The 12,663-nt window shown below is 71.5% G+C and carries 10 protein-coding genes; 4 read left to right on the top strand and 6 right to left on the bottom strand.

The window, feature by feature from the left end:
* Window positions 1-13: 13 nt before the first annotated feature.
* The 3 genes from DY218_RS04375 to DY218_RS04365 form a co-directional block, all read right to left on the bottom strand.
* Complete coding sequence (locus DY218_RS04375) at window positions 14-1,720, bottom strand: LCP family protein (protein WP_128554564.1); 1,707 nt, start codon at window positions 1,718-1,720, stop codon at window positions 14-16.
* 259 nt (window positions 1,721-1,979) lie between these two features.
* Complete coding sequence (locus DY218_RS04370) at window positions 1,980-3,527, bottom strand: LCP family protein (protein ID WP_128554563.1); 1,548 nt, start codon at window positions 3,525-3,527, stop codon at window positions 1,980-1,982.
* Window positions 3,528-4,044: 517 nt separating this feature from the next.
* Window positions 4,045-4,797 carry a TIGR03089 family protein gene (locus DY218_RS04365; protein WP_128554562.1) on the bottom strand — a complete coding sequence of 251 codons (753 nt, stop codon included), beginning with the start codon at window positions 4,795-4,797 and terminating at the stop codon, window positions 4,045-4,047.
* Window positions 4,798-4,925: 128 nt separating this feature from the next.
* Here DY218_RS04365 and DY218_RS04360 point away from each other — a divergent pair, with 128 nt between their 5' ends.
* The 3 genes from DY218_RS04360 to DY218_RS04350 all read left to right on the top strand — a co-directional run bounded on the left by DY218_RS04360 (window position 4,926) and on the right by DY218_RS04350 (window position 8,613).
* Window positions 4,926-6,302 (top strand): peptidoglycan recognition protein family protein, encoded by a 1,377-nt coding sequence (locus tag DY218_RS04360; RefSeq protein WP_128554561.1) that lies wholly within the window; start codon window positions 4,926-4,928, stop codon window positions 6,300-6,302.
* 99 nt (window positions 6,303-6,401) lie between these two features.
* Window positions 6,402-7,484 (top strand): mannose-1-phosphate guanylyltransferase, encoded by a 1,083-nt coding sequence (manB, locus tag DY218_RS04355; protein WP_128554560.1) that lies wholly within the window; start codon window positions 6,402-6,404, stop codon window positions 7,482-7,484.
* 145 nt (window positions 7,485-7,629) lie between these two features.
* A complete protein-coding gene (locus DY218_RS04350) occupies window positions 7,630-8,613 on the top strand; it encodes a DNA-3-methyladenine glycosylase family protein (protein WP_128554559.1) in 984 nt (327 codons plus the stop codon).
* A 124-nt stretch (window positions 8,614-8,737) separates the two neighbouring features.
* On the opposite strand, the gene DY218_RS04345 is transcribed toward DY218_RS04350, so the two are convergent.
* From DY218_RS04345 to DY218_RS04335, 3 genes are all read right to left on the bottom strand, one after another.
* Window positions 8,738-10,087 carry a coenzyme F420-0:L-glutamate ligase gene (locus tag DY218_RS04345; RefSeq protein WP_267899360.1) on the bottom strand — a complete coding sequence of 450 codons (1,350 nt, stop codon included), beginning with the start codon at window positions 10,085-10,087 and terminating at the stop codon, window positions 8,738-8,740.
* Window positions 10,084-11,040, bottom strand: a complete 957-nt coding sequence (cofD, locus tag DY218_RS04340) for a 2-phospho-L-lactate transferase (RefSeq protein ID WP_128554558.1) — start codon at window positions 11,038-11,040, stop codon at window positions 10,084-10,086. Before cofD ends, DY218_RS04345 begins: the two co-directional genes overlap by 4 nt.
* A 73-nt stretch (window positions 11,041-11,113) precedes the next feature.
* Window positions 11,114-11,614, bottom strand: a complete 501-nt coding sequence (locus tag DY218_RS04335) for a cysteine dioxygenase (RefSeq protein ID WP_128554557.1) — start codon at window positions 11,612-11,614, stop codon at window positions 11,114-11,116.
* A 711-nt stretch (window positions 11,615-12,325) separates the two neighbouring features.
* On the opposite strand from DY218_RS04335, the gene DY218_RS04325 reads away from it, so the two are divergent.
* Window positions 12,326-12,589, top strand: coding sequence for a WhiB family transcriptional regulator (locus DY218_RS04325; protein WP_128554555.1), 264 nt, complete (start codon window positions 12,326-12,328; stop codon window positions 12,587-12,589).
* Window positions 12,590-12,663 lie beyond the last annotated feature (74 nt).

The raw sequence follows: 12,663 nt of genomic DNA, 5'->3' as shown, positions 1-12,663 counted from the left end.
AGGGCGCCCGGCCCTACTTGGCGCACACGGCCTTGTCCGCCTCGACCTTCTGCACTCCGTCCGGCACCTTCGTCGGCGCGGAGATGGGTGTGCCGGCTTCCTTGAAATCCGCCCCCAGAATCAAGGTCATGGCCGGCAGCCCCTGGCTGTTCCTCTCGCTCTTGCCCGGCTTCATCGCGGACCCCGGCAGACCCATGATCTGGGCCAGCCTGCGTGCCTCGTCCGCCTGGTCGGGCGCGTACTCCAGGGTCGTCCTCGCCTGCTTGTCGGGCGCGTTGCCCAGCTGCGAGGCCTTCAGGACGCCCTGTTCGTTCTGCAGCCAGGTCAGTGTGGTGCCGGCGGCACCCTGGGTGTGGCTGCCGTTGTAGACATTGACCCGGACCTCGGAGGCGTCCGCCTTCGGGCCCTTGAGCCGGGCCTGCTGCGCGGCCTTCCGCTTCTTCTTCGTCTCGGTCAGCGACTGGTCCGCCTGCAGCATCGAGAACAGCGGTCCGGCCTTGGCGTCGTTCAGGAGCACGGTCGCACCGTCGGTGTTGTCCACCACCGGGACCGTGGTGAAGCTGATGTTCTTCAGATCGGCCTTGCCCAACTCCAGGCCCAGATCCTTGAGTCTGTTCAGGTCCGCGATCTGGCTGTCCACGGTGAGTGCCGAGGTGGCGGCGTCCGCGAGACCGAGCAGCTTCTTCGGGCTGGTGAGCGTGTCGTTGGACTTCATCTTCCGCATCAGCGAGCTGAGGAACTGCTGCTGGAGCTCGATCCGGCTCAGGTCGCCGCCGGTGCCGACCGAGTAGCGGGTGCGTACGTACGCGAGCGCGTCGTCGCCCTCGATGGTGTGCTTGCCCTTGGACAGCTTCAGATGCGACTTGGGGTCGTCGATGTCCTTGGCGACGCACACCGGGACGCCGCCGACCGCGCTGGAGAGCGTCTTGACCGCATTGAAGTCGGCCATCATGAAGTGGTCGATCTCCAGGCCGGTGATCTTGTTGACGGTGCGCATCGTGCAGCTGGGCGTACGGCCGTTCTGCCCGAGGCTCTCGTTGAACCGGGTGCTCCGGGTGCCCGGGATGTCCTTCGTCGAGCCGTCGTCCTGCTTGGTCGGGCAGGTGGGGATGTCGGTGATCATGTCGCGCGGGATGCTCAACGCGGTCGCGTTGCTGCGGTCCTTGGAGACGTGCAGCAGGATCGTGGTGTCCGCGTGGCCCGCGCTGCCGGAGTCGCCGTATCCCGAATTGCCCTTGCCGGTGCGCTTGTCGGTGCCGATGAGCAGCACGTTGATCGGGCGGTCCTTGCTGAATCCGCCGGTGCCCGCGCCGTCGTCGTCTATGCCGGTGATGTTGTCGTTCAGGTGGTCCCAGTAGAGATACGCGCCGACGCCCGCGGCCAGGACGAGGAAGGCGAGGATTCCGCAGATCCACAGGGCGATCTTCTTGCCCCGGGAACGGCCGGACCCCGGCCGCGGCCTGCGGCGGCCGGGCGGCAGGTCGTCCGGGTGCCGGTGGCGGCGCTGGACCGGGACCTCGGGGCTGTGGCGGTCGTGTCCCGGGGCGGGGGAGCGGCGGCGCGGAGCCGTGGCCGTTCTCGCCGAGCGGCGGGGGCCGGGGACGTTCGACTGCCCAGCGGAAGGGTCCAGTCGCAGTTCGTAATCGCCGGTGTGCGGGTTGAGTACCCATTGGTCTGCGGGGTCGATGTTCTCCGCCCGCCCACGGCCTTGCGCGTCCACGGTTGCCTGAGTCCTCCGTCGGGGCCACGCGCGCCCTCCCCCTCCAGGGCGCCCGTCGATCGGTCCTGCTGGGCATGTCCTCAAGGATGTGCCCTAGGGCTTCTCGCCCTGGTGCGCCACGGGGTGGCCGGGTGCACCGGATCGCTCACACTATCCGCCCTGTTCAGCCGGGGGCGACGCCGGTGACAAATTCCACTCCCCTACAACTGGGCAATACGCCCATTTCCCGGAGATCTCACAGAGTCCTTTGAGGTGGCCTTTACTCGCACGTCGAATCGTCGGCCGTATTTCCGCGGAACGTGGGTACCGGACCGGGCTCGGTGGGTGCCGGACTCGGCCCGTCGGGGTCTTCGGCGGCCGGACGCAGCAGGGTGTGCGGAGGGATGAGGTGCGGGTCGGTGCCGGACGGCTTGTCGTCGTCCCAGTAGTCGCTGCCGCCGTCGAAGTAGTCGCCGTCGTCGTACAGTCCGCGGCTGAAGTCCTCGCCGCCGCCCTCGGTGTCCTCGGCGTCCTTGTCGGCCTTCTCGCCCTTCTTGCCCTTCTCGCCCTTCGACTTCTTCCCGGCCTTTTCCTTCCCGGCGGCCTCGTTCTTGTTGCCGGTGGATTGCGAGTCCGCGTCCGCCACATGCAGCGGCGCGTCCTTGCGCAGCTGCTCGAAGAGTCGCCCCGCGGCGGGTTGTGCGAGTTCGTCGCGATTCGGGTCGTACTCGTACGCCCGGCGCGGAACGGTCAGGAATTGCACCTTCTTGGTCGGGATATTGCGCATACTGCGCACCAGGTCGTACAAATCGGTCAGTCCGGCCAATGCGGGGTCGGTGGTGAGGGAAGACGTGGCGGCATCGAGCACGGGATAGAGCTTGGTCGGATTGAGCAGGACGCCATTGCTCTGCACCTTCTTGACCAGCGCGGCCAGAAACTTCTGCTGGCGGTCCATCCGGTCGGTGTCGCTGCCGTTGCCGAGGGTCTTGCGGGCCCGTACGTAACCGAGCGCCTGTTCCCCGTCGAGACGGTGGCGGCCCGCGCTGAGCTTCAGCCGCGAATCCGGGTCGTCGACCGGATTCTTGAGGCAGACGACCACGCCGTCGACGGCGTCGACCATCTTCTTGAAGCCCTGGAAGTCCACGACCATGTGGTGGTCGATCCGGATCTTCGTCAGCTTCTCGACGGTACGGATCGTGCAGGCGGCGCCACCGAACTGGAACGCCCAGTTGAACTGGGCGAATTGCTCCTTGGTGCGCGAGCCGTTCGCCTTGCGGCAGCTCGGCAGGTCCACCATCAGATCGCGCGGCAGGGACACCGCGGTCGCGCTCTTCCGGTCCGCGGCCAGGTGCAGCAGGATCGTGGTGTCCGAACGCTGGGAGCCGACGTCCCTGCCGTACGGCTTGTTGCCGCGGCCTGCGCGGGTGTCCGAACCGATCAGCAGGATGTTGAGCGCGTCGTGCTCGGACGGCGGCGGGCGTTCCTTGTCGTAGCGCTCGAGCTCGGCGGCGGTGCCGGTGTCCTGGGTGATGTTCCCCTCGAGCTTGCGGTACAGACTCCATCCGACACCGGCCGCGGCAAGCACGACCACGGAGGCGCCGAGCGCGGTCCAGCGCAGCCAGTGGCGCTTCTTACGGGGAGCGGGGGAGGCCTCCGCGGTCCCGTCCGCGGTCTCCGCCTCGGCGGTCTTCGCCCGGGCGGTCTCCTCCCCGGCCTCTGCCTCGCCGTCCGTGCCCGATGCCTGGTGCGTGCCGTCGGCCGGGCCCGTCCCGGGCGCGTCGTCGTCCGGACCCTGCGGACCGTCGGGCGTACCGGCGGTGTCGGTCACGTGTCAGTTCCCCCTCGTGGCATCCATGGCATCGGCAGCGCGTCGACACGACACGACGCTCCTACGACCATGACCCGGGGCCCGCCCCTCGCGCGCGCGGACCGGGGTCCGCAGTGGGCCGTACGGGTGTCGGGGTCCGCGACGGTTCACCGGGGGAGCGGGCGTGGTCGTCCCGTCCTACGGGCGGGGCCGAGGCGCGGCGCCGCCGGCGCCCGGAACCCCGACGGGCTCGGCTGCGCGCTCCGCCCGGACCGCGGATCCGAACGGCGACGACCACCGCGTGACGGACGACCACCGCGTGCTCGCGGCCGCCGAGGCCGACACAGGCAGGGGAGAGCCCCTCGGCGGACCCGACGAGCCGGTACGGCGGACTCCTGGTCGCTGCCGGGGCGAGGACGTAACCGTCTACCGAGGGCGTCCACACGTACGCGACGACCGGCCTCGGCCTGCAGGTACCCCTGCTCTGCGGGAACCCCGCTCCACGGGCCCCGTGACTACTCCACGGGCGGCACCGTGACTACTCCACGGACACCGTGACCCGCTCGTCCGCGACCCGGCGCGCCCGGCCCTCCGGCGGCAGCTCGGACAGATGACGGCACAGCACCACCGACGCACCGGCGGCGAGCGGAGCGAAGAGCCCGGCCGACAGCCCGTCCCAGCTGTCGTACGCCCGGCCCGACAGCACCCGCGCCCCTGGCGCGAGCCCCAGCGCCTCCGCATCGGCGCGCGCCCGCTCCACAAGCTCGGCGCCCGTCAGCTCCAACGGCCCCACCCGCAGGGCGAGTTCGTCCGCATCGACCGGAGCGTACGGCGCGAACCTGTCGCCCTGGCCCGGCACCTCGACCGCGTAGTCCACGAACCCCGCGGGCGGCTGCGGAAAGCGCCCGCCCAGCGGCCTCAGCGCGAGCGCCACCCGCTCGCCGCCGCAGGCGCGGGCCGCCTCCAACTCGTCGGGACCGGCGACGACCAGATCCGCGGCGCCGGGGTGCCCTCCGATATCGGCCGCCACTCCCACCGACGAACAGGCGAGCAGCCAGACCGCCGTCTGCCAGTGCGCGGGCAGCAGCAGTGCGAGCCGGTCGCCCGGTTCGGCGGAGAGGTCGCCCTGGAGCAGATTCGCGGTCTTGGCCACCCAATTGGCGAAGGTGGCGACGGACAGTTCCACGCGTTCGCCCGTGGCGTCGTCGTAGAAGGTCACCAGGGGGCGCGCGGGATCCGCGGCGAGCGCGGAACGCAGCAGGTCGGCAGGGGTACGGTCGGTTGCGTTCACCCGCGCAAGGGTACGCGGCGCGCCCGGCGGCGTGGGGCGTCCGGGGCGAGGGCACGGCCACCGGTTTGGCCGACGGTCCGTCAGTTCCCGATGTGCGGGCCGGTCCTGTTGCCCGCACGATCGACGCCATGCGTGGACTGATTGCTTCCAGCCTCGGCGCGACCTGCGCGGCCGCCCTCTGCCTCCCGCTCGCCCTGCCGTCCGGGGCACTTGCGGCAGAGCCCTCATCCCGGACGGACTCCCTGGCCGGCTCGACCCGGTCGCTGCCCCTGGCCCCGCTGTCGTCCGACCGGGCCGGTGGCCAGCCCCGGGCCCAGGGGCTGATCCGCAAGGACGTCCTGCCGTTCTCCCTGGTCGGCGTCGTATGGGACAACCCGGGCACCGAGCTCGCGGGTCGCGTCGAGGTCCGTACCCGCTCCAAGGACACCGGCGCCTGGTCCGCCTGGCAGCAGCTCGAGACCCACAACCAGGAGCATGCGGCGGACTCCGGCACCGAGGAGGGCACCGCCACCGGACGCCGTGGCTCCACGGCACCGCTGTGGGTCGGCGCCTCCGACGGAGTCGAGATCCGGGTCACGGCCGACGGCGCCGGCAAGCGCGGCGGCACCGAGGAACCCGGCACCCACGAGCACGCCACGGACGAGGGAGAGGGCAGGGACGTCGCCCCCGCCGGGCTTCCCGAGGGCCTGCGCCTCGAACTCGTCGACCCCGGCGAGGACCCGCCGCCGGCCGGCCCGCCGTCCGACAACCCGCGCGCCACCAACCTCACCGTGGAGTCCGCAGCCAGCTCTGCGGTGAACGCCGAACTGGCCCCGCTCGGCGCCTCCGTCATCCCCGAACTCACCAAGGAACAGACCGAGTCGGACCTCGTGGAGTCCCGCGGCCTGGCCGCCAAGCCGTACATCGGACCGCGCCCGCGCATCGTCACCCGCCAGGGCTGGGGCGCCGACGAGAAGCTCCGCGAGAGCGGATTCGGCTACACCAAGTCCGTCAAGGCCGCCTTCGTGCACCACAGCGCCACCGGCAACAACTACACCTGCGCACAAGCCCCTTCGGTGCTCCGCAGCATCTACCGCTACCACGTGAAAAGCAGCGGATGGCGCGACTTCGGCTACAACTTCGCTGTGGACAAGTGCGGAAACATCTATGAAGGTCGTGCCGGAGGAGTGGCCAAGCCGGTCCTCGGAGCACACACCCTGGGCTTCAACACCAACAGCACCGGCATCGCCGTCCTCGGCAGCTACCAGGGCACGACCCCGCCGAAGGCCGCCGTCACCGCCGTGGCCCGGCTGACCGCATGGAAGCTCGGACTGCACGGCGCCAACCCGAAGGGCAGGACGACGCTGGTCTCCGCGGGCAGCAACCTCTACAAGAAGGGGAAGAAGGTCAGTCTGAACGTGATCTCCGGGCACCGCGACGGCTTCGCCACCGAGTGCCCGGGGGCCAAGCTCTACGGCAAGCTCGGCACGGCCCGTACGTCCGCGGCCACCTACCAGGGACGCTGACCGCCACCTGCCAGGGGCACCGACCGGGGCCGGCCACCGAGTCTGCATACACTGGCCGGCCGAACGGATCCCGGCCCCGGCAGGAAGCAGAGACGACAGGTGACCGAGGCGATACTCCTGGTCGGCGGCAAGGGCACGAGGCTCCGGCCGCTGACGGTCAACACACCCAAGCCGATGGTCCCGGCCGCGGGGGTGCCCTTTCTCACCCATCAGCTCGCCCGTGCGCGGGCGGCCGGCGTCGAGCACATCGTGCTCGCCACCTCGTATCTCGCCGAGGTCTTCGAACCGTACTTCGGCGACGGTTCGGCGCTCGGCCTGCACCTGGAGTACGTCACCGAACGTGAACCGCTCGGCACCGGCGGAGCCATCCGCAACGTGGCCTCGCGGCTCACATCCGGCCCCGACGAACCGGTGCTCATCTTCAACGGCGACATCCTGACCGGCCTGGACATCGGCGCCCTGGTCGACACCCACCGCACCTCGGGCGCCGATGTCTCGCTGCACCTGACGCGGGTGGCCGACCCGCGGGCCTTCGGCCTGGTGCCCACCGATCCGACGGGCCGGGTGACCGCCTTCCTGGAGAAGCCGCAGACGCCCGAGGAGATCGTCACCGACCAGATCAACGCGGGGGCGTACGTCTTCCGGCGGTCGGTCATCGACACCATCGAGCAGGGCCGCCCGGTGTCCGTGGAGCGCGAGACCTTCCCCGGGCTGCTCGCCGCGGGCGCCCATCTGCAGGGCATGGTCGACTCCACGTACTGGCTCGACCTGGGCACTCCGGGTGCCTTCGTACGGGGATCGGCCGATCTCGTACTCGGCCGGGCGCCGTCGCCCGCCGTGCCGGGCCGGCGCGGCGACGCGCTCGTCCTGCCGACCGCCGAGGTCGCGGCGGACGCCAAGCTGACCGGCGGGACCGTCGTCGGCGAGGGCGCGGTGGTCGGTGCCGGCGCCCGGATCTCGGGAAGCGCCCTGCTCGAGGGGGCCGTGGTGGAGGCGGGCGCGGTGGTGACCGACTCGCTGATCGGCGCGGGCGCGCGGGTCGGGGCGCGTACCGCCCTGTCCGGCGTGGTGGTGGGCGACGGCGCCACGGTCGGTGCGGACAACGAACTGCGCGACGGCGTCCGGGTCTGGTGCGACGCGTCACTGCCTGCGGGCGCGGTGAGGTTCTCGTCGGACCAGTGACGGCGGCGGAGTTGGCCTTGCCTGACACGGCACTAGCTTGGTGGGGCCCGCGCGGACCCGACGGCTCCGGCCGTGGGCTTTGACCCCGGCTCGGCGCAGACCCGTATTTCCGATTTCCGATTTCCGATTTCCGAGGACCTCATCCGTGGCAGGCCGTTTCACCCCGCAGCAGGGCACCGGTGCCGCGCGCGGCCGCCGCCAGGCGGTGCCCCGGCAGACCGCTCCGGACGCGCGGCTGACCTGGACCCCGCCCGACCCTGTCGACCTGCGCCTGGTTCTCGGGCCGCTCCGGCGGGGCCCGGCCGACCCCACCTTCCGTATCGAGGCCGACGGCTCGGCCTGGCGGGCCAGTCGTACGCCTGAGGGACCGGGGACGCTGCGGGTCGCCGCGCGCGCGGGTACGGTCGAGGCCGCCGCCTGGGGTCCGGGCGCGGACTGGCTGATCCGCTCGGTGCCGACACTGCTCGGCGAGAGCGACGAGCCGGCCGCCTTCGCTCCCCGGCACCGCATCGTGGCGGCCGCCTGGCGGCGCAGGCCCGGACTCCGGCTCATCCGCACCGGCCTGGTGCTCGAGTCCCTGATCCCGTCGATCCTCGAGCAGAAGGTCACCACCGACGAGGCCTACCGCGCCTGGCGGCTCCTGGTACGCAAGTACGGCGAGCGAGCGCCCGGCCCGTCCGAGCGGCTGCATGTGATGCCCGAACCGCGGACCTGGGCGCTGATCCCGTCCTGGGAGTGGCACCGCGCGGGCGTCGACCAGAAGCGGTCCTCGACGATCCTGCGCGCGGTCCGGGTCGCCCGCCGCCTGGAGGAGGCCACGGCGATGGACCCGCCCGCGGCCAGGACCCGCCTCGAACTCGTCCCCGGCATCGGCCCGTGGACCTCCGCCGAGACCGTGCAGCGCAGCCACGGGTCACCGGACGAGGTGACCGTCGGCGACCTGCATCTGCCCGGCATCGTCGGCTACGCCCTCACCGGCGAGCGCGATACCGACGACGCCGGGATGCTCGAACTCCTCGAGCCGTACGCGGGCCAGCGCCACCGCGCCGTCCGCTACCTGCTGCTCACAGGCCGCACCCCACCGCGCCGCACCCCGAAGATGCCCCGCTGGGACATCGCCCGCATCTGACCACGCCACCTGCGCTCCAGGCCGTCACCACACAGCCCGGGCCGCCGCAGGCGACGACGGGGTTTCTCGATGCGGGGCGTTCGCGATGCCTCTGGCCCGGCCCCCCGCGCCCCGCGGGACCCGCTCAGCGCTCGACGAGGAAGTCCCCCGCGTCCCGCGGTGGCCGCCGCTTCGGTGCCTCGGCCGGGCGGCCGACCGCCACCGCACCCATCGGGTCCCAGTCGGCCGGCAGGTCGAGCTCCCGCCGCACCACGTCCCGGCAGAACATCGTCGACGAGATCCACGCCGAGCCGAGCTGCTCACCGGCCAGCGCCACCAGGAAGTTCTGGATGCCGGCCCCGGTCGCGACGACGAACATCTCCCGCTCGGCGGCGTCCCGCCGCGGATCCCCGTAGTGGTGTGCCCCTTCGGCGACGAGACAGGGCACCACGATCAGGGGCGCGGCGCGCAGCACGTCGCCGCGCCGGATCCGCTTGGCGATCGACTCCTCGGACTTGCCGTCCCGGCGCAGATCCTCGATCCACGCGTCCCGCATCGCGTCGAGCAGGCCGGTCCGCGCGGATTCGCTGCCGAGGACCACGAATCGCCAGGGCGTGGTGTGGTGCGGGGCCGGCGCGGTCACCGCGGCGGCCACCGCCCGGCGCACCGCCCCGAGGTCCACCGGCTCGTCTCCGAAGGCCCGCACCGTACGCCGCAGGGTGACCGCTTCCCGTACCGCCTCCGAGGTACCGAGCCGGAACATGTCGTCGGCCGCCGATCGGACCAGCGCGCGGGCACCGTCGCTCTCGTCGGAGCCGCCGGTCACCGCTCCGCTCACGCCGCGCACCACGGCGACGGGCAGTCCGGCTGCCTTGCCCTTCACCAGGTCGCCCGCCGCGGCCAGTTCGTCGGCGGTGGCGGTGACCGTGACGCCGAGCGCATTCCCGTGGGAGTCCGTGCCGCCGCGCAGGTCGTCGAGTACGCGTACACCGGCGGCGCCGATCGCGACGTCGGTCAGGCCGTTGCGCCAGGGGCGGCCGAAGGTGTCGCTGACCAGCACGCCGACGTCCACGCCCAGGGCGTCCCGGAGGCCCTCTCTGATGCCGCGGGCGGAGGCGTCGGGGTCCTCGGGGAGCAACAGGACGGTGCCGGAAGGGGTGTTGGAGGCGTCGACGCCGGCGGCGGCCATCACAAGGCCCTGCCGGTTCTCCACGATGCGCAGCGCCCCGCGGCGGGCGACGACGCGGACCGTCTCGGCGTCGATCGCCGCCTCGCGGTCGGTCGCGGCAAGGACCCGGCCCTCGGCCTTGGAGACGACCTTGGACGTGACGATCACGATGTCGCCGTCGGCCAGTCCCGGTCCGGCGGCCGCGATCAGCTTGGCCAGATCGTCGCCGTGCCCGACCTCGGGGATCCCCGGCACCGCCCAGGCCCGCAGCTCCGTGGCCGGACCGGATCCGGTGGCCGCAGCCGCCTCGCCGGCAGGGGAGTTCACGCCCGGACCTCCTCGGCAAGCCGCAGTGCCTCGCGGGCCATCTGGGCCGCCGCGTCCTCGTCGGTCATCAGGAGCGGCACGGCCCGGCACCTGATCCCGGCCTCGGTCACCCGGTCCACCACACCCGCGTCCACCGTGTCCACCAGCCAGCCGTCGAGCAGCCCCGAGCCGTAGTGCTCGGCGACCGCCGCCGCACCGGACTCGACGCCGACGGCGGCCAGCACCTTGTCCGCCATGCCCCGCACGGGAGCGTCCCCGACGATCGGCGAGAGCCCCACCACCGGTACGCCCGCCTCCGCGATGGCCTCCCGGATCCCGGGCACCGCGAGGATCGTCCCCACACTCACCACCGGGTTGGACGGCGGGAAGAGCACCACGTCCGCCGCGGCGATCGCCTCGAGCACCCCGGGCGCCGGCTTGGCCTGCTCCGCGCCGACCGGCACCACGGCCTCGGCGGCGACGGACGCCCTGAGCCGTACCCAGTACTCCTGGAAGTGGATGGCCCGGCGCTCGCCGTCGAGCTCGACCGCGACATGCGTCTCCACCCGGTCGTCGGACATCGGGATCAGCCGCACGCCGGGCTGCCATCGCTCGCACAGCGCCTCGGTGACCGCGCTGAGCGGATACCCGGCGGCCAGCATCTGCGTACGGACGATGTGGGTGGCGAAGTCCCGGTCGCCCAGACCGAACCACTCCGGCCCCACCCCGTACGCGGCGAGCTCCTCCTTGACCCGGAAGGATTCGTCGGTACGGCCCCAGCCCTGCTCCTCGTTGATGCCACCGCCGAGGGTGTACATCACCGTGTCGAGGTCGGGACAGACCTTGAGCCCGAAGAGATGGATGTCGTCCCCGGTGTTACCGATGACGGTGATGTCCGCGTCGGGCGCGGCCACCTTGAGTCCACGGAGAAAACGGGCACCACCGATGCCGCCGGCCAGAACCACAATGCGCATGCGCACAGTCTGTCAGGCCCGGCCCCTCCGCCGTCCGCTGCCTGTGGACAACGCCCTCCTCCGGGGCTGTCGTTCAGCCCGCGGGCACCCCGCGCAGCACCGGCGAGCACTGCGGACCGTGCATCGGCATCTCGGTCAGTCCGGGGAAATAGACGTGCAGGCTGACGGCCGGTTCCAGCGAGTCGTTGACCACCTCGTGCGCGTAGCCGGGCGCGAAGACCCGCTGCGTACCGGCGCCCAACGCGCGCGTGCGCCGCGAAGTGCGCTCGGTCAGCTCGCCCTGCAGCACGGTCAGCACGCCGGAGGACGGGCCGTGGTCGTGCAGTCCGCTGCCCTGTCCCGGCACCCAGCTGAGCAGCCAGACCTCGTAGCCGGGGCCCTGGCGCAGCCGGTGGTACCAGCGGCTGGTCGCGTCGTACCGGACCAGGTGCTCCCAGCCGGCCCGGTCCTCGGCGACGGTACGGGCGAGCCCGGCGAACTCCGCGACGGTGGAGGGATGTTCGGGCTCGGGTCGCAGAAGGTGCGGCACTTCGAGAATGTCGCCGGCGATCTGCAGGTCGCTGTCGCTGTTCATCGTGCGGTGGTTCCTCGGCAGTCACGTGCTGGGGTGTCGCGGACGGTCGCCCGGATCGCGGGCGGGAGGTGCTCGTGGAGAGCGGGAGGGCTGCTCACTCGGGAGCTCGACGAGCTCGGGGAGGAAGCGGCGTACGACCGGAGCGGGATGGGCTCAACAGCCGGGACGGCAACAGCAACAGCTGCGGCTCGCGAGGGCAGCGCAGAGGGACCCACCGGTGTGGGGCCGGGTCGGCGCGGAGTTCGCAAGCATGCCCCATAGGAGAGCGGTTTACTGCACCCCTGTCAACCGGATGTCCGGAATGCGAGATTTGATTCACCGCATCCGGTTGCCTTGCGAGGCGAAAGGTTTGTGCAGGGTCCCGGCCGGACATGTGGCGCAACAGCTGGACGGGTAAACGCCGTTGTCGTTCTGTGATCGGGCTGTGATCTTTTTCGCTTCGGCGTCCGACCCGGCAACGGGATCCGCGCGCCCTGCGTCCTTACGTTCGAGGCGGAGTCGCACGGACGGGTCGAAGGAACGTGTCTGGGTTTACCCCGATTTGAACACTTTCTGGAAAGCCTTGGTTCCGCAGAGTGAATAAGGGGCCTAATAGCAGATCCTGGCTTGACTGGTCCGGATCGGCGCACTTGTAATTTCACTCGTGTCGTTCAGCCGAAATCGGTAACGGCAGCATCACGGGGACTGCACAGACGGACGAGGGGCGCGCACATGACCGAGGTGTTCGAGGAGCTGTTGGTCGAGGACGCGGAAGAAGAACTCGGCTGGCAGGAGCGCGCGCTGTGCGCCCAGACCGACCCCGAGTCGTTCTTCCCCGAGAAGGGCGGGTCGACCCGCGAGGCCAAGAAGGTCTGCCTCGCCTGTGAGGTCCGATCCGAATGCCTCGAATACGCGCTCGCCAATGACGAGCGATTCGGAATCTGGGGCGGCCTTTCCGAGCGGGAGCGGCGCCGCCTGAAGAAGGCGGCGGTCTGACCGGCCGGAGCCGCCCGCCGGGCCGGAGCCGGCGCACGGCGGCGGGCGGAAGCGGCGCACAGTTCCCCATATCG

Source organism: Streptomyces triticagri, from assembly GCF_003429565.1.
GTDB lineage: Bacteria > Actinomycetota > Actinomycetes > Streptomycetales > Streptomycetaceae > Streptomyces > Streptomyces triticagri.
Note: the sequence above shows the minus strand (reverse complement) of the source record. Positions and strands in the feature narration are given on the sequence as shown.